General features: G+C 41.4%; 16 protein-coding genes. 15 read left to right on the top strand and 1 reads right to left on the bottom strand.

Features of this window, described 5'->3' with window-relative positions; translation table 11 throughout:
• Positions 1 to 39: 39 nt before the first annotated feature.
• The gene (locus L0U88_RS10065; RefSeq protein ID WP_234865921.1) at positions 40 to 1,251 is read right to left on the bottom strand and encodes a purple acid phosphatase family protein; all 1,212 of its coding nucleotides are present in this window, start codon (positions 1,249 to 1,251) and stop codon (positions 40 to 42) included.
• 32 nt (positions 1,252 to 1,283) lie between these two features.
• Here L0U88_RS10065 and L0U88_RS10060 point away from each other — a divergent pair, with 32 nt between their 5' ends.
• The 15 genes from L0U88_RS10060 to L0U88_RS09990 all read left to right on the top strand — a co-directional run bounded on the left by L0U88_RS10060 (position 1,284) and on the right by L0U88_RS09990 (position 18,603).
• The gene (locus L0U88_RS10060) at positions 1,284 to 2,384 is read left to right on the top strand and encodes a Gfo/Idh/MocA family protein (protein WP_234865920.1); all 1,101 of its coding nucleotides are present in this window, start codon (positions 1,284 to 1,286) and stop codon (positions 2,382 to 2,384) included.
• Between the two features lie 26 nt (positions 2,385 to 2,410).
• Positions 2,411 to 3,547: a glycosyltransferase family 4 protein gene (locus L0U88_RS10055; protein WP_234865919.1), complete on the top strand. Its 1,137-nt coding sequence runs from the start codon at positions 2,411 to 2,413 to the stop codon at positions 3,545 to 3,547.
• A gap of 341 nt (positions 3,548 to 3,888) precedes the next feature.
• Positions 3,889 to 6,150: a GumC family protein gene (locus tag L0U88_RS10050; protein ID WP_234865918.1), complete on the top strand. Its 2,262-nt coding sequence runs from the start codon at positions 3,889 to 3,891 to the stop codon at positions 6,148 to 6,150.
• Positions 6,147 to 7,514, top strand: a complete 1,368-nt coding sequence (locus L0U88_RS10045) for a lipopolysaccharide biosynthesis protein (RefSeq protein ID WP_234865917.1) — start codon at positions 6,147 to 6,149, stop codon at positions 7,512 to 7,514. Before L0U88_RS10050 ends, L0U88_RS10045 begins: the two co-directional genes overlap by 4 nt.
• Positions 7,511 to 8,734 (top strand): hypothetical protein, encoded by a 1,224-nt coding sequence (locus L0U88_RS10040; protein WP_234865916.1) that lies wholly within the window; start codon positions 7,511 to 7,513, stop codon positions 8,732 to 8,734. Before L0U88_RS10045 ends, L0U88_RS10040 begins: the two co-directional genes overlap by 4 nt.
• On the top strand, positions 8,718 to 9,878 hold the full coding sequence (locus L0U88_RS10035; RefSeq protein ID WP_234865915.1) for a glycosyltransferase: 1,161 nt from the start codon (positions 8,718 to 8,720) through the stop codon (positions 9,876 to 9,878). Before L0U88_RS10040 ends, L0U88_RS10035 begins: the two co-directional genes overlap by 17 nt.
• Positions 9,878 to 10,636, top strand: coding sequence for a WecB/TagA/CpsF family glycosyltransferase (locus tag L0U88_RS10030; protein ID WP_234865914.1), 759 nt, complete (start codon positions 9,878 to 9,880; stop codon positions 10,634 to 10,636). The genes L0U88_RS10035 and L0U88_RS10030 overlap by 1 nt, the downstream gene beginning before the upstream one ends.
• A complete protein-coding gene (locus tag L0U88_RS10025; RefSeq protein WP_234865913.1) occupies positions 10,633 to 11,778 on the top strand; it encodes a glycosyltransferase in 1,146 nt (381 codons plus the stop codon). The genes L0U88_RS10030 and L0U88_RS10025 overlap by 4 nt, the downstream gene beginning before the upstream one ends.
• 41 nt (positions 11,779 to 11,819) lie before the next feature.
• Positions 11,820 to 12,566 carry a GNAT family N-acetyltransferase gene (locus L0U88_RS10020; RefSeq protein ID WP_234865912.1) on the top strand — a complete coding sequence of 249 codons (747 nt, stop codon included), beginning with the start codon at positions 11,820 to 11,822 and terminating at the stop codon, positions 12,564 to 12,566.
• Positions 12,567 to 12,571: 5 nt separating this feature from the next.
• Complete coding sequence (locus tag L0U88_RS20895; RefSeq protein WP_255723015.1) at positions 12,572 to 13,099, top strand: acyltransferase; 528 nt, start codon at positions 12,572 to 12,574, stop codon at positions 13,097 to 13,099.
• A gap of 39 nt (positions 13,100 to 13,138) precedes the next feature.
• Positions 13,139 to 13,714 (top strand): hypothetical protein, encoded by a 576-nt coding sequence (locus L0U88_RS10010; protein ID WP_234865911.1) that lies wholly within the window; start codon positions 13,139 to 13,141, stop codon positions 13,712 to 13,714.
• A 94-nt stretch (positions 13,715 to 13,808) separates the two neighbouring features.
• Complete coding sequence (locus L0U88_RS10005; RefSeq protein ID WP_234865910.1) at positions 13,809 to 14,969, top strand: acyltransferase family protein; 1,161 nt, start codon at positions 13,809 to 13,811, stop codon at positions 14,967 to 14,969.
• A gap of 6 nt (positions 14,970 to 14,975) precedes the next feature.
• Entirely contained in the window at positions 14,976 to 16,043 is a 1,068-nt protein-coding gene (locus L0U88_RS10000; protein WP_234865909.1) for a sensor histidine kinase, read from the top strand.
• Positions 16,040 to 16,741, top strand: coding sequence for a LytR/AlgR family response regulator transcription factor (locus tag L0U88_RS09995; protein ID WP_234865908.1), 702 nt, complete (start codon positions 16,040 to 16,042; stop codon positions 16,739 to 16,741). The genes L0U88_RS10000 and L0U88_RS09995 overlap by 4 nt, the downstream gene beginning before the upstream one ends.
• Complete coding sequence (locus tag L0U88_RS09990; protein ID WP_234865907.1) at positions 16,738 to 18,603, top strand: alpha-amylase family glycosyl hydrolase; 1,866 nt, start codon at positions 16,738 to 16,740, stop codon at positions 18,601 to 18,603. Before L0U88_RS09995 ends, L0U88_RS09990 begins: the two co-directional genes overlap by 4 nt.
• Positions 18,604 to 18,606 lie beyond the last annotated feature (3 nt).

Raw genomic sequence — 18,606 nt, 5'->3', positions numbered from 1 at the left:
TTTTATGGAAAAATATTTCTTGTCGTATGTCCAATCTTATTACCGACTGCTAATCTTATACTCACCGATTTCCGCACCCGTATCTCCCAACATTTTCACTGCTAACTGGTTTGCATCAGCACTTACTTTAATCAGAGTTCTTTTCCCTTCTTTCGGTCCGCCGCCAATGATAATGGGATAGGAATGCTCACCTTTCACCGGTGGGTGAATACCGTGTTTGTGCGTATGTCCGGCAATTACGAGGTCCACACGGTACCGGTCAAACAAGGGCGAAAACAATTTTCTGCAATGCAGCGTGCCATGCCAATCACCCGAGTAAAAGGGCGGTATATGCATCATCACCACCCGAAAGCGCGCCTTCCTGGCTACTTTTAGCTGTAATTGTTTTTCGAGCCATATTGCCTGCTGCATCCGGTATTGATCAAAATCCACAATACCTGCATATACTGGCTCCGTATCAGGTTTATCTTCTCCGGTATCCAGTGCTACTGCAAATACCGGCCCTGTTTTAAAACTGAAATACTGTCCGCCCGGATTGGTAAAATAATCTTTCAGTTGCCGTGCAAATTTACCCCGCGTTTCATGGTTTCCGCGAACAAACAGAAAGGGCTTTTTTCTGGCAAATGCTTCCGTACACGGATGAATCAGATGATCGATCAGTTGTTGTTCATCCGTCTGGTAATCGAACATATCGCCATTTAGAAAAACAAAATCATATGGAGCATCTCCATTATGTCTGATCAATTCGCCAAAAGAATGAGGGCGGTCGTGAATATCATTCAGTACCAGCCAGTTGGTTTGAATGGCCTGCGGATCAACCGTTTTCAGCGTATATACGGCACTGTGAGCAGTTTCTCCGTAAATCAGCTTGTAGGGTTGAAAGTCCAGAATCTCCTTTGATGCAATTCTGTAATAATACTGCCTGCCCGGTTCCAAACCGCTCACTACTACCTCATGAATCCTGGTATGAGCATTTACCAATCCATCAGTTACAGCATGGGCTTTTTTGCCAAGCGCTTCTGTTTCGCCATATTCCACCCAGCCATAAGAATTGTTACTGGTAATCCATCGGATGCTCATACTGGTTGGGCTTACTGCCTGCAAATAAGGTCCGGTTACAATCGAAACGGATGAATTACGCAAGGGAGCGGATAAACTTCTTAGAGGCGACAAACTAATTGCACTTAAAGCACTGAGCTGCGCAAGGGCAGTAATAAAACCGCGACGATTACTGGTTGAAAAATCAGACATGTTTAGTAGCTTGGGTGTATAAATATAATACCATGAACTCCACTACGCGCAGAAATGCAATCAAAACCCTGGTGACAGGCAGTGGATTACTGCTGTTTTCTCCTACTAGCTTACTGGCAACTACCGGTAAAAAGAAGGAGCGATTGGGGGTTGCGTTAGTCGGACTTGGTTATTACAGTACAGATTTGCTGGCACCTGCGCTTCAGCAAACCCGTCATTGTTACCTGGCAGGAATTGTTACCGGAACACCATCGAAGGCTACAGCCTGGCAGAAAAAATACAATATCCCGGATAAAAATATTTACAACTACAGCAATTTTGATCAGATTGCCAATAACCCCGATATCGATGTAGTGTATGTAGTCTTACCTCCCTCAATGCACAAGGAATATACCATCCGTGCTGCAAATGCCGGCAAACATGTATGGTGCGAAAAACCAATGGCGATGACAGAACAGGAATGCCGGGAAATGATTACAGCCTTCAGTGCTAATAAAAAAACCCTATCCATCGGATATCGCTTACAACATGAACCGAATACCAAAGCCTGGCGTAAGCTGATCAAAGAGCAGGCGCTCGGTAAAGTGAAATCACTCAACTGCGCAGCCGGCTATCGCGATAACCGAACGGATCATTGGAAACAGAAAAAAGAAATGGGAGGAGGGGTTCTTTATGATATGGGCGTTTACTCCATACAGGGAGCAAGACTTGGTACCGGTATGGAACCAATCAATATACTATCCGCCACCACATCCACTACCAGGCCCGAGATTTACAAAAACGGACTGGATGAAACTACCGTTGCAAAACTGGAATTCCCAGGGGGCGTGATTGCTGATATCAAAACAAGTTTTGGTGAAAACATCAACTTCCTGGATATCCGCTGCGAAAAAGGAGAAATCAAGGTAAATCCGTATCAGGCTTATAATGGACAAACAGTAACAAGTCCGTTAGGAAAAATTCAGCACTCCTATTCGGTACCCATGCAACAGACCATGCAAATGGATGCCGATGCTCTGGCTATCCTGAATAGCCAGGCGCTGTCAGTGCCGGGAGAAGAAGGACTGCGGGATATCCGGATCGTGGAAGCTATTTATCGTGCTGCGGCGACGGGAAAATCAATTCGTCTGTAATTCACAAAATTGAGTAATCTAGCAGCATGAGGCTTTCCTACATTACGACCTATGATGCCCGTGATGTCAACAATTGGTCGGGACTCGGTTATTATATTTCAAAAGCATTAACCGATCAGGGTAATACTCTTGATTATATCGGCAACCTCAACCGTAAACTGACAGCATCTACCCTTCTGAACGCCTTTTATTACAGGAAACTGTTGAAGAAGGGATATCCATTGGATCGGGACCTTGCGGTGGTAAAAGCATATGCAGACCAGATCCGGAAGAGAATCAATACGGACACTGATGTTTTGTTTTCACCGGGTAGTATCCCGATGGCACTACTGGAACATTCGAAACCAAAAGCATTTTATACCGACTCTACATTTGCCGGGATATTGGGCTTTTATAAAGATTTCTCCAACCTATCCGCTAAATCAATACGCGACGGCAATTACCTGGAACAAAAAGCATTGGATACAGCAGATCTTGCTATTTACAGTTCCGAATGGGCCGCTGCATCGGCAATCAAAGATTACCATACCGATCCCGCAAAAGTTAAAGTGGTACCATTTGGTGCCAATCTCGAAGGAACACCTGCTTATGAAGAGATTCGGTCTATTATTCGCAAAAGACCTGAAACGGAATGCAACCTGCTTTTTCTTGGAGTGGATTGGGAAAGAAAAGGAGGAAACCTTGCACTTGAAATTGCTGCTGACTTAAATAAACGAGGATTAAAAACCATACTTCACATCGTTGGAATTGATAAATTTCCTTTAGATACACAACCATCGTATGTTCGGTTACATGGCCGGATAACTAAAAACTCAGCATCAGGAAATAAAAAAATCCGTGAATTATTAGAGGACAGCCATTTTCTGGTATTACCTACGATCGCTGATTGCACCCCAATCGTTTTTTCAGAAGCCAATTCCTTTGGATTACCCTGCATCAGTACAACTGTTGGAGGAATTCCAACCATCATTAAAAATGGACAGAATGGCCAACTTTTTACTCTGACAGATACACCAGGCAGGTATGCAGACTATATCGAATCATTACTTGCGAACAATGCGCAATACGAAGAACTATGCCTGGCATCCTACCATGAGTTTGCATCAAGATTAAACTGGAATACTGCAGCAAAGACAATAACACAATTTCTCAGGCAGCTCTAATAATTTTCTAATAACGAAAATGTCAAACTTATTCTTTGTTGTCACTTTGATTTCTGACTTTAAACTATTATTCTTGCACCAACCCTGAATGGAACGCTCCGTTCTATATTTTCCTATCGAAACCCGGCCAAAATCCTCAGCAAAGCCCCTAAACCATTGCTAAACAGCTTATTGAAACAATTAATGCAGCCACAAAGCAGTATCACATAAAATGCATTTGTGACTGAGGTGGCGAAGCTATTTCTGAAATTAAAATGTAATTTTGCCACCTGTTAATCCGATACCTACCTCCGTTTGGGCTGATAAACCACTGTGCTTTCATAATACCTAATCATTAACCCATGTACGAAAACGAAGAAGGATTCGGAATCAAGGCGAATCTCATAAAATTCCTGCGCAACTGGCCTGTTTTTCTAATCTCTTTATTGATTACGTTAAGTGGTGGATTTTTATTTCTAAAACTTGTTCCAAAACAATACCAGACTACAGCCGCTATATTAATTAAGGATCAAAAAAAAGGGACAGAAGATGCCCAGATGGTCCAGTCACTAAATCAACTTGCAGCCAATAAAATAGTAGAAAATGAAATTGAAGTATTACGATCGAAAGAATTACTTCTTTCAGTAATCAATGAACTTAAACTATATACTACAATTGAAGCTACTGAATACTTTATTGGGCGGGAAATATACGAGAAACCTCCATTTTTAGTGGAAGTACGGTCTCCGGATTCCATCCAAAAATGTGACCCGGTAAATATAACCAGTACAGGAGGAGACGATAGCTTCACTATCGGAACATCAACTTATAAGCTGAACGAATGGATTAAATCTTCTTGCGGTGTATTTCGAATAACCCATATTGACAGAAGTAAAATTCAGCAAGGAAAAGAATATCGTATACGGTTTAAACATCCAAAACTTGTAGCAGAGGAATTGTCTAAGGAATTGGGAATTTATACTGCAAACAAACTGGCGTCAGTAATAAACCTGAGCCTGCATGATGCCTCACCCAAAAAAGCGGAAGACATTCTGAATCAACTGTTAAAAGAATACAATTCCATTGCTTTTAAGGAAAAAAATCAACTGGCAAACAACACACTTGAAATCGTAAATGAACGGCTTGCTATAGCGTCAAAAGACCTCGACTCTATTGAGTTGAGTCTTCAATCCTATAAGTCGCAGGCTGGGGCCATGGATGTTAGTTCGCAAAGCAAATTATTGCTTGAAAATATCACAGACAATGACCAGAAAGTAGCAGATCTGCAAAGAAAGCTTCGTTCGCTTCGTTCACTGCAGGCAGATTTGAATAATTCAAATGGTCAATTAATGCAGGCTCCTTCTGCAATTGATGTAGATGACAAATTATTGGTAGACCTGATCAAACAGCTGTATGAATTAGAGATCAAATACGAATCCCTTCAAAAAACAACCGCCCAGAATAGTCCGATTATGATTGCGATACAGGACAATATCAACAAATTGCGTCCTGTCATTTCCAACAATATTGCCAACCAGATCCGGTCACTGGAACAAAATGAACGAAGTCTGCTTGCCGCAAACAGCCGGTATTCATCTAATCTTAATGTAATGCCGGTTAAAGAAAGAGAAATCGTTGAAATATCCCGGGAACAAAGTAAGAAAACAGATCTCTACAATTACCTGCTTCAAAAGAAAGAAGAAGCAGAATTATCCATTTCATCAGCAGTACCTGATAATCGTATTATTGACAGCGCAGTAAGTACAGTAAAACCGGTAAAGCCGAAATCCATCCTGGTAATGGGTGCGGCTCTGGCAGCAGGATTGCTGATTGCGGCATCAATCGTCTTACTTAAAGAAGCAGTTAAATCGACACTTAGTGAGCCTGCACAGGTAGAACATGTAACAGGTAAACCGGTTATAGCAGAAATCGTTCATCATAAAGGTCCGGAGCAATTAGTTGCACAAACAGGAGCCAGAACAGAAATTGCTGAACAATTCCGTCACCTTAGAAGCAGTTTACCCTACCTGGGTGTGCAGGCATCCAACAACCGGCTATTGGTAACTTCCTCTATTGCACGAGAAGGAAAAAGTTTTATCTCTCTGAATCTTGCAGCAAGTGTAGCAGCAACCGGTAAAAAAGTTGCCCTGGTTGAATTTGACCTGATCCATCCAACGATCACTAAAAAACTGGAACTCCAGTTTGACAAAGGCATTACCGATTATCTACTAAATAATGAGCCTCTGGAAAATTTAAGCATGTCTGTTCCGGAGCATGCCAACCTCTATGTAGTACCAGCCGGACAGCCAATTGAAATGTCTTCCGATTTGCTTAACCACAAAAAAATTGAAGCACTTATTCAGCATCTGGGTAACGCATTTGATCTGGTTGTAATTGATTCAGCACCTATCGGACTAATTAGTGATGCATTTTCATTAAGCAGTTTTTGTTCGGCCACTCTTTTTGTAGTCAGAAAAGATGTAACTCCATTGAAACTGGTTAAGAAGTTGCAACGGGAAGGAATTTTGAATCGTTTAAACAACGTATCCGTTGTATACAATGGAAGCAGGACCAGAAATGTTTACCTGAAAGATTACTACGCTGAATACCGTAAGGAAAAATGATCGGTAAAAACTGGATTAGAAAGCTACCCTTTCTATTGAACAAGGATGATGAACGATCTCTTCGTGTCAATAGCAGCATACTATACTCACTCCTGATAAAAGGTGCGAGTATCATTATCAATTTTATTTTGGTACCTGTCAGTCTTGATTTTACCAATACAGAAGACTATGGCATTTGGCTAACAATCAGTTCATTGATCACCATGGCCAGTTTCTTCGATCTTGGAATTGGAAACGGACTACGAAATAAACTGGCGGAAGCGCTCGCAAAAGGAGAACTGGTAACGAGCAGAAGATTAATTGGTACTGCTTATCTATTTACAGCAATAATTTCATTTCTGCTAACTGGCATCTGGCTGTTATTAAACAGCGTTATTGATTGGGTAGGAATATTAGGCCTGGATTCAAACCGAAGTGCAGAATTTCAAACACTCTTCCACATCATAATTATCACATTTTGCATTCAATTCACAGCTCAACTCATCAATACGATTTACTACGCCCTTCAGAAACCCGCCATGGTTGGTTTGTCTTTTTTACTGGGAAGCGCTTTGTCCCTACTTGCGATGCTGGCGCTGAGCATGGCAGGTATTAAAGGATTGTTCTGGATGGGACTTGCATTTGTAGGCGGAACTATCCTGTCGCTTCTGTTGCTTACCCTCAAATTATTTATAATGGACCGCCCGGATCTGAAGCCTGTATTTACTGGTATCCGGCGTCAGGAAGTCAGAGATTTGTTTGCTCTTGGAGGTAAATTTTTTCTGCTCCAGGTAGTTTCGATTTTTCAGTTTCAGATTGCAAATGTGCTGATCAGCCGTTACCTGAATTCGGTAGATGTAGTTGAATACAATGTAGCTTATAAACTTTTTAGTGTAGTAACAATGGCATTCAGCATTTTAATAACACCAATCTGGAGTGCTGCCAGTGAAGCCATCGCCAAAAAAGATTATGAATGGATTCGCTCAACGGCTGCTTCACTTCAGAAAAACTGGTTATTATCCATGCTGGGACTGGTGGTTCTGGTATTGATTTCACCTTATCTTTTTTATTGGTGGTTGGGAACCAGTGTAGAGGTTCGATGGGTAACCAGCATCAGCATCGCTATTTATGTTGGACTTTATACGTACAGTATGATTTATGTATATTTTCTGAATGGAATGGGGTTGCTGAATGTACAATTTTACATAGCGATCGCATTACTGATACTGTTTTTTCCAGCAGCCTATTTTTTCATAGTAACACTGAATCTTGGAATAGCGGGAGTCAGTCTGGCTTTGATATTCGCCAATGTAAATGGCTTTATTGCAGCTCCTATCCAGTTCAAATCGTTTCTCAGATCCAAAATTGCAGATAGTACCTTATGAATTTACCTGCTGCAGTCCAAAATTATAAAATCAGGGAAATACACCTGTATTCCGGAATAACCATTTCCAGCTTTTTGTATGCCTGTTTTATTGTTTCAAACCAATTTTATTATCGCGTAGGTTCTATTCTGTTTGCGGCTATTTTCTTATTAACACTTGGACTCTTTATACTGGAAAGAAGGAAAACATTTTTTAAACCGAATGGTGTTCAGGCACGTATCTGGTTTTTTTTGTTCACCTTTCTCACAATCATTCCATTGGCCTATTCTATTCATGGGAACCTCAAAGATCTATTGACACTCAGTTTTCATCCATATGCATTTCTGGCTTTTTTCATTTCTATAATGGCCCTAACCGTTCACCCGGGAACACAAAAAGAATTACTTGGTTTTGCAAGGATTGTCAATACACTGCTGCCGTTTGCAATTATCGCTGACCTGGTAATTTTGAAGCAGCCGGCAGGAATCAATGAATTGCATTTCTTCTTGTTTGTTGAATTGTTATTGTTTGAACAGCTCAAGACAGGAAGAAAACTTTACATTTCAATACTGACGTTAGTATTGATTGTAATTCAGATCCTGTTTGATAACAGAATGGTTGCCATTCGGCTTCTTGTTGTTAGTTTTGGCTTACTTACATTCCTGTTAATTCCGTTTCTAAAAAACCGGGTACTCAGGTTTACAGTATTATCCGGATCAATTGTATTCATATACCTGTTAAGTTTTCATTTTGAAGGTACTTTTCAGTTTTTTACAACTTACCTGGAAAAACTTTCAATTGACACAACGGATACCAGAACTTTTCTATACACAGAGTTTTTTGATGATTTCAAAGGACTCCAGTGGTTAGGCGGGAAAGGTTACATGGGATCCTATTTCAGTCAATGGTTTTATGAATGGCAGGGTGACGACGGAGATCATTTTCAACGCTTTTCCATAGAAATTGGTGCATTGGAAATCCTGCTGAAAGGAGGGCTGTTCCTGCTCATTCCATTTTATGCATTAATGATTGGATGCTTATACCTTGGGTTTGTACAAGCTCCTGTCCGATCCATGGCATTTCGTTTTGCTTTCTTTTTATTGGTACAATTTATAATAACCGGTATTGAAAACAGACCCGCGTTCACAATAAACTATCTATTAATCTGGCTTAGTATGGGAATCATTTTGGTTGAAACCAGGTACAAACCTAAACAGCAGGAGCATGTTGGTCATTTGTGATATCAACATTTATAAACAAGGTCACTATATTGGTTACAATCAATATTTACTTGACCATGCTGATAAAATCAAAGAGGTCAGTGGCATTAAGGAATGCCTGTTTCTGTTTAATGAAGAAGGAAAAGAATATCTAACCACACAACCAGGTGTCAGTGTTGATTATATTTCATTTCCGCCACAATGGCGATCCTCTGCATGGGGAAGGTGGAAAATCTGGCGAAGGATACTTTCAAAATTGAGCAGAATCCCTGTTGATCAAATGTATTTCATGGATTTTGACAAGTTCCAGCTACCTGTGGGACTCAGCAGAACGCCGTTCAGAATAAGTGGGATTTACTTTCGACCGCACCATCGAATTTCGATTTACTCAGACTCAGGAAAACAAATTCTGATAACGAGGATTAAACGATTCAAAAAAATTCTTGCAGAAAAATTACTTCTTAACAATACCGCATTAGAGAAAGTTTTCATTCTGAATGATTCCGAAGGAGTATCATTCCTGAATTCTTATCATGGAAGAACTGTTTTCAAATACCTGCCGGACCCAATTTTTGATTATCCCTTTGAAGCAAATCAGCTAAAACGTAACAAAGAAGAAATACATTTTCTACTGTTTGGCGCTTTAACTGAACGTAAAAATATCAGCCTTGTATTGGAAGCATTTGGTCTTGCTAATTTCCAGAAAAAGGCAGTTTTACACCTGGTTGGAAAAACCGAATCGGAAGCATATCTGAACACTTTAAAAAAACTGGCAACAGACCATATAAAAGGCCAGGAACATAAAAAAAACATTCTGTTTAATACCCATTTTGTTTCAGACGAAGAAATGGAAAAATACCATGCTCAAACAGATATTTCCATATTGGTTTACCGGAATTTTTATGGATCAAGTGGCCTGATCGGCCGGGCAGCTAAACACAGGCAGTTTGTATTGGCTCCTTCAGTAGGATTACTTGCTTCGATAACTCAGCAATATAATCTTGGTCTGACAGTAGACCCCCTGGATGTAAGAGCTGTTGCCAAATCAATGGAGCATGCAGAACGCGAAATTAATTCACACAATTATGAAGGTGCTGATCGCTTTTATAGAGAACACCATCCCTCTGAATTTTTAAGCACACTATTTTCTTCTGATTTGCAGTAATGAAACAAAGACAGCATTTTTTAGGATTGGAAGTAGACACTGGACCTTATCCCTCCTTTATTCATGAAATTGGTAAACTTGCAAAGGAGAAAGGTTCAGCCTATGTATGTGTTGCCAATGTGCATATGCTGGTAGAAGCATACCAGGAACAAGAGTTTGCAAAGGTTGTAAATGCTGCTGACATTGTAACGCCTGATGGTATGCCGATTTGCCTGGGTTTGGAACATTTTTACGGCATCAAACAGGATCGGGTGGCCGGCATGAATCTACTTCCGGATCTGCTCGCCAATGCCGCAACCAAAAAAATTCCGGTTTATATTTATGGAGGTGATCCAAAATTGAAACCACTTTTTGATACATATGCACAAACACATTTACCTGGATTAGATCTGCGTGGCTTTTATTGCCCTCCTTTTCGCCCTCTTTCTGAAAAGGAGGAAAATCAGGTTGTAAAACAAATTAATGACTCAGGTGCACAACTCATACTGGTGTCACTTGGTTGTCCCAAACAGGAAAAATGGATGGCTGCCATGAAAGGAAGGATCAATGGTTGCATGGTTGGTATCGGTGGAGCGATGCCGGTTATGCTTGGAATTAAAAAAAGAGCCCCGGTTTGGATGCAAAAAGCCAGCCTGGAATGGTTATATCGGTTACTCCAGGAACCAGCCAGACTCCATAAACGATACCTGGTAACCAATACCATATTTGTCTATTTGTACATCAAGGAATTCTTCAATATCCGTATCAAAAAAAAATGAAAATCCTGGTAATTCATACCCGTTATCTTGAAAAAGGTGGTGAAGACAGTCTTGTTGACCTGGAAATTGATCTATTAAGACAGGAACATGAAGTTGAATTGCTGGAGTTTCAAAATGAGAGCGGCTGGCGCGGCCTTATTCAATTTCTTATTTCCATCTGGAACCCGGGAGCAGGCCATAAGGTCCGGAAAAAAATACTTGATTTCAGGCCGGATCTCGTGCATATACATAATTGGCATTTTGCAGCAGGGCCTGTTGTTTTTCATGCCGCCGCTAAAGAAGGTGTACCAATAGTAGCAACCTTACACAACTATCGCATTCTATGTCCTTCAGCAAGTCTTTTTCACAATGAAACATTGTTTTATGAAAGTCTGACGAATGGATTTCCCTGGAAAGCTGTGCGAAAAAAAACCTATCGAAACAGTATACTGCTCAGTTTCTGGCTTTCGCTGATTTTGTATTTCCATAGAATAATCGGAACCTGGAACCTCGTTCATTCCTACCTGGTACCATCCGCATCGATGCTCCCTTTCTTTGAAAAAGTTTCCTGGAAATTTCCCATGCACAAAGTAACCGTTAAACCGAATTTCACAGAACCTGCTTCAACATCTCCCAAAGAGAAAACTAACTTTTTGTATGTTGGGCGATTTTCTGCAGAAAAGGGGATCAGCAGCTTACTGGATGCATTTATAACAGCAAAACAACCTCTACTTATTGTAGGAGATGGACCATTAAAATCATTGATTACAGACGCATCCTCTAAATACGACTGGATACGGTATGCCGGTTCACTTAATAAACAGATGGTATATGATGAGTTATCAGCAGCTTCTGCACTGATCGTTCCCTCCATCTGGCAGGAACCTTTTGGAATGGTAATCATTGAATCGTTTGCCCATGGCACTCCCGTAATTGCTGCCAATATTGGTGCGCCTGCTCACCTCATCCAGCATAAGTTTAATGGATTACTTTTTGAGCCCGGAAATGCAACATCCCTTGCAGAAGCAATTCAGCAATGGAACAAGCTCTCAATTACAGAAAAGAACCAGATGAGTGCTAATGCACTAAGAACTTACAAGGAACACTATACACCCCAAAAAAACCTTCAGGAACTTACCAGAATATACCAATCTTGTATGTAAATTACGGGATACAACCATCGACAGTACCCGATTCACATATTATGATTTTAGAAAAAAAACGATGGCAGTTCATTCCGATTCGTGAACACTGGTTTGATTTTACCTATCACTGGTCTGATTTACTGTGCATGGCTGTATACTTCAGAATACCGGAAACAGACAAAAAGCCATTTGGCATGATTGAATTCACAGGCAGATCTGTGCAGGTAAATCTCCGGCAGGATAAAACTGAAATCTGGAAGGGGTTCAGCAAACAAACCAAAAACTATATTCGTCAGGCTGAAAAGAAAGCCCTGCCAGTGCGGTTTGATGAAGACCTGGCAGGTTTTGTAAGCTATTTCAACAAATTCGCACTATTCAAAAAGATACCATCTCTCTCTATTCAGGATTTTTCTGAACTGCATACCAATTTTCTTATTTCCAAAGTTTTTTTGGAGGGTGAAATTGTAGCCATGCATTTATATCTACTGCATGCACCGAGCGGACAGGTCCAGTTATTCAGATCCGCATCCGGCAGGTATTTTTTGCCTCATCTTGAAAAAAATGATATAGGCGCAGCCAATAAATTCATGCACTTTAAAGCTATGGATTACTTTAAAGAGCAAGGCTTCACAAACTATGATTTTGGAGGATATTCACAACCAACAGATCCTGATTATAAAAAATTCAAAGGAGTAAATCAGTTCAAAAAAAATTTCGGCGGAGAAGAATTCTTCTTTCGTAACATCGCCAGCCCTGCTTATTACGCAATCAAAAAATTAACCGATCTGCTGGCATCGGTCAGATAATTTTTATGTTCAGAATCATTGCTGCTCTAATTCGTCGAGTCAACACCCTTCTGCTAAGGTTAAGAGGTGTGCAAATGGGAAAAGGCGCATTGGTAGGGCGTTTGGTAAATATCCCACGCAACACTGGCAGCATTTCCATTGGTGCGAATACCTATATAGACGACTATGGGGCTTTACTTTCTTACACGGTACAGGGAAGAGAAGGGAAAATTTCGGTTGGTGCGAATCTATATGCCAACCGGTACCTGATCCTTGACTGCATTGAATCCATTACGATTGGAGATGGCTCCAGGATTGGCCCCTTTGTTTTCATAACCGATCATAACTACAATACTTCTATACCTGGCAATCTAAATGAAAACGACCTGGTTTCACATCCGGTTCATATTGGCAAAAATGTCTGGATTGGTGCACATGCTGTAATTCTGATGGGTGTTACAATTGGCGATAATGCCATTATTGCTGCTGGTGCTGTTGTTACCCATGATATTCCTGCTGGCAGTACAGTCAAGGGAATTCCAGCGAAACCCTGATATCGCCGAAAATCAAAAATTCTTTATTAATTTTCAGTTATGTGGAACTGGATTCTTCTTACAATTGGATTATTTCTTGGGTTTATTTCCATCCTGGTGATCAGCATTTACCAGAAGAGAAAGAGCCTTGCTTTGCTATCGCTTATTCCACTAGGGCTATCCTTTATCACGGGAAGTATCAGTTTATATCATATTCTTTCCAAAACCTACCAAAAAGTTGCCGGCAAAGTGGAAAAAGCAATAGAACCCAGACCAGGCGTTGCGATCTATACGGATCTTTTTGGCAATAGTAATGTATCCTGCATACAGGTCATAAATTCAAAAGATCGCGTAGTGCCAGTAGTTGATTGCTGTATCTGGCTGGAATTTACTACCTGCCCGGAAGAAGCTGCCAGAATTATTGCTCAGCATCCTTACCAATCCACCAAACTGAACAAAGAAGGTCTACGGTTTGCAGAACCCGCGGTGGAGGAAAAGCCATCCTGGTTTGCCCCAGCGTCGCTCGGTGATTCTGCCCTTGCATTTAAGTTTACTAACCCAAAAGGCAAAACAGAAGAGCTCCTTTTTTTATCACCAGACAGCACCCGCGGATATTATTGCAACCTGCGTTTCTAAGCTTTTTCTGTTATTCGTCAAAGATTTCTGACAGTTCGTCAAACGTTCCCATTCACCTCCCCCTGTTCTGTTAGGTTTGTGAAAAGTTTTTTTCATGAACCAACCAACCACCCGTCTTGCCTATATCGACTGGCTCCGGGTTCTCGCAATTCTCGGTGTATTACTTTACCACAGTGCTCGTCCCTTTATTCCGGATGATCCCTGGCATATCAATAACCATGACAAAAGTAATCTCCTCGATGAATTTAATTTCTTCCTAAGCCGGTTCAGAATGCCCCTGCTCTTTTTCCTCTCCGGCGCTGTTACCTGGTATATGGTCAAAAAAAGAACGACCGGTTCTTTCATCTTACTCCGGCTGAAACGACTGTTCCTCCCATTGGTTGCAAGCATGCTGCTGATCATTCCTCCCCAGGTATATATGGAAAGAAAACACCAGGGTTATACCGGTAGCTTCCTGGATTTTTATAGTCAGCTCTTCTCCTCAGGCCCCTATCCGGAAGGAAATATCAGCTGGCATCACCTTTGGTTTATTGCCTATCTTTTTTTGTATGATATACTGTTTGCGCCATTTTTTACCTGGTGCAAAAGTAGTAGTGCCGATGGCTTCAAACGATTTCTCCTCCGGCTGTCAAAAGGAAAGCGGATTTATTTACTGATGGTCCCTTCCGTACTTATTTACACTGCGGGCATTTTACAGTATCCCGAAACAAATGCACTTATTGACGATCCGGTTTACTTTATTTACTGGTTGCTTTTTGTGCTGGCTGGTTTCGTTTGTCTTGTTGAACCAACACTCCTGGATAGCCTGGAATGCAACCGCCGACTTTCCCTAAGTCTCGCCTTTCTGTTATTAGTGCTGATCAATTCGCTTCGCTGGAATGATTTCAACTGGTTTGATGGCAGCCATGATACCAATTCCTGGTTTACCTGGCTTTACCTGGCCCGACAGCCTGTTCATACCTGGCTCTGGGTATTTGCACTGGTGGGCTATGGTAAAAAATACCTGAACCGATCTCACGCTTTTTTGCCCTATATCAACCAGCTTATATATCCCTTCTATATCTTACACCAGACAATTATCGTTATCCTTGCTTATTATGTTGTCCAGACCCCCGATACTGTATTCTTCAAGTGGGTTTTTCTGACAATGACCACCCTCTTTCTTTGCCTGTTTATTTTTCATCTCTTTATCCGACCTTTCCCTGCAATTGGAATACTTTTCGGCATGAAATCCGATTCAAAAAAACAATCCTGACGCCGTATGCTGCTCATTCAATCCGAAACGTTTAAAAAGGTCGCTAAACAAAAATGGTCTCTTCGCCGGATCCTGTTCATTGTACTGTATGGATTAATGACCTATGGTTTTGTTCGGTTACTCAACGACGTTATATCTGAAACCAAATTCTGGCTACGCCCTATTCAGACTAATTTGGCAGAGATAGCAGGTTGTGTGCTGATTAGTTTCATTTTTGAATTTGTAACCAATAGTTTTCTTCAGCAACTGGCAGATGACAACAAAACTCAACCAGGCCCATCCGCCTCTCTCAAACAGTTTTTATCACTTGCCGTTTATCTTGAACTGGTAGTAATCTGTTTTGTGTTTCCACTCGCTCAATGGACAGATGATGGTTTGCAATGGTATGATGTAGTCATACTGAGTTTTACCATCGTCAGCTTCTGGTTGTTTTATTTCAGTGTTAAACAGGGGCAACAATACATTCATACTACCCATGAACAGGCTTTACAACTGGAAAGAATTAATAAGGACAAACTGGAAAATGAACTGCAGTTGCTGAAAGCTCAATTTCACCCGCACTTCCTCTTCAACGCTTTAAATACCCTGTATTTCCAGATTGATGAACAAAATGCAAGCGCCCGTTTTACACTGGAAAAACTGGCTGATTTACTTCGCTATCAATTGTACGACCAGGATGCAAAAGTGCCACTTGATCGCGAACTTACCCATTTGAAGAATTTCATCGATCTGCAACAACAACGCGCAAACAGTCAGTTGGATCTGGTCATCAACTGGCCTTCATCCACCCATGGGGCACAGCTATATCCGCTGCTGCTTTTACCCCTCGTAGAAAATGCCTTTAAATACGTCGGCGGCTCCTATAAAATAAAAATTGATATCAAACTGGAAAACGGGCAATTACAGTATCAGGTTACCAACTCCATACCAGCCATTGCTCAACAACACAATAAAGGGGGCATAGGGCTGACAAATCTGCAAAAACGGTTACATTTACTGTATCCAGGCAAACACCGGTTTCAATATCACAAAACGGATAGCCTGTTTCATGCCGAACTTAGTATCGAATTATGAAAATCACCTGCCTTATAACAGATGATGAGCCTATTGCTAGAGCAGGCCTTCGAAACTATATTGAAAAAATTGATTTCCTGACCCTCGTGGCTGAATGTGAAGACGCGGTCAGCCTCAACAACCAGCTTCACCAGTCTCCGGTTGACCTGGTATTCCTTGATATAGAAATGCCCTATATCAGTGGGATTGACCTGTTGCAGTCTCTCGCCCACCCACCTAAAGTTATTTTCACAACTGCCTATGAACAATATGCCATTAAAGGTTATGAACTGGATGTGCTGGATTACCTGTTAAAACCAATCTCATTCGATCGTTTTTTAAAATCTGCCAATAAAGCCAGGGACTATTTTTATAAGAAGGAATCATCAACCAGGATAGATGAACTTTTTATCAAATCAGATGGAAAATACCTAAAACTCCAATGGAATGAGATCCTGCTGCTGGAAGGCATGGAGAATTATATTTGCATTCATACCACCACACAAAAACACCTGGTTCACATGACCATGAAGCAAGTCCTGGAACAGTTGCCTGAGCAGTTTATCCAGGTACATAAGTCGAGTATCATTAACATGAATAAAATTTCAGGTATTGAAGGTAATTTGATTCAATTGCAGGACCTGGAAGTGAGCGTTTCAAGATCCTTGAAAGAAAGCGTGCTGGAAAAAATCCTTCACAACAAACTCTTGAAAAAATGAAAGCGACCATACTTTTTACAACACTGATTCTCCTGGCTGCTGGTTGTAAGCAAAAGCCTTCTGATCAGCCAGCCGGATCCATTGCTGGCAATGAAGGAAAAATTGTCATCTACCAGGTATTCACCCGGCTCTTTGGCAACACCAACTCCACCAATAAACCCTGGGGAACCATTGAAGATAACGGAGTAGGTAAATTCAATGATTTTACCGACACAGCGCTACAATCCATCCGCAACTTAGGTGTTACCCATATTTGGTATACCGGTGTGCCTCACCATGCAGTAATCCGGGATTATTCCGCGGTTGGCATTTCAACCGATGATCCGGATGTGGTGAAAGGACGAGCCGGCTCCCCTTATGCAGTGAAAGATTATTATAATGTAAATCCTGATCTGGCGGTTGATCCTGCAAAACGACTCGATGAGTTCAAAGCACTCATAGACAGAACTCATAAAAACGGATTAAAACTCATCATTGATATTGTTCCCAACCATGTTGCGAGGCACTATATCTCACTTTCCAAACCTGATAGTGTACGAGATTTTGGAGCGGATGATGACATTTCCAAAGAATACCATCGCGAAAATAATTTTTATTACCTGCCCAATGATAGTTTTCGGGTACCCGTTGCCGTTGGATACAAGCCCCTGGGTGGTGCTTATCATCCTTTGAGTGATGGTAAATTTCACGAACTGCCGGCTAAATGGACCGGCAATGGAAGTCGGCTTGCACAACCGAAACAGGACGACTGGTATGAAACCGTTAAGATCAATTACGGTATTCGTCCGGATGGCAGCAAAGACTTTGATACTTTACCCACAACCTATGCCAATCTTGGCATTGATGACCACTTTCAATTCTGGCAAAACAAATCCGTCCCCTCTTCCTGGAAAAAATTCCGGGATATTGCCCTGTACTGGCTGAATATGGGTGTAGACGGATTTCGCTTCGATATGGCTGAAATGGTACCGGTTGAGTTCTGGAGTTATTTGAATTCTTCCATCAAAACCAGGTATCCGAAAGCACTGCTGCTGGCGGAAGTATATAATCCTGGCCTGTATCGCCCTTATATACAGTTGGGTAAGATGGATTATCTCTATGATAAAGTTGAATTCTATGATACACTGAAACATATTATTCAGGGAAATGGATCTGCTGATAACCTCGCAGCCATTCAAAAAGGCATGGCGGATATCGAACACCATATGCTGCACTTCCTGGAAAATCATGATGAACAAAGGATTGCATGTCCTGCTTTTGCCGGTAACCCCGAAAAAGCCAAACCGGCAATGGTTGTTTCTGCTCTGATATCAACCTCTCCCACCCTTATCTATTTTGGCCAGGAACTCGGAGAGCCCGGTGCCGAAACGGGTGGATTCGGGCAGCCCACCCGCACCAGTATTTTTGATTATGTAGGTGTTCCTCACCACCAACGCTGGATGAACAAGGGGAAATTTGATGGTGGACAATCCAGCGAGCAGGAAAGGAAACTGCGTAGTTTCTACCAGGAATTGTTGCAGTTCACCATCAGTCAACCTGTTTTAAAAGGTAACTATGCAGCCATTCAATACCATAACAGACAGCATACACCTGGTTACCACGACAAACTTTTTGCATTCAGCAGATGGGATATGGATTCCAAATTGGTCGTACTGAATAATTTCTCCAATCAACCATATGAAGGTAAGCTAGTGCTTCCTGCCGACCTGGTACAGAAATGGGCGCTTAAAGACGGGACTTACTCCATGGACCAGGTGCTTTTTGGAAAAAACCAGATACCCCTTATTGTTAGTAAAGGAGAAGGCAGTATACATGTTCAGGTGCCAGCCTATGAATCACTGGTATTGAGATTGAAAAAATAAGCA

Source organism: Flavihumibacter fluminis (assembly GCF_021491375.1).
GTDB lineage: Bacteria > Bacteroidota > Bacteroidia > Chitinophagales > Chitinophagaceae > Flavihumibacter > Flavihumibacter fluminis.
Note: the sequence above shows the minus strand (reverse complement) of the source record. Positions and strands in the feature narration are given on the sequence as shown.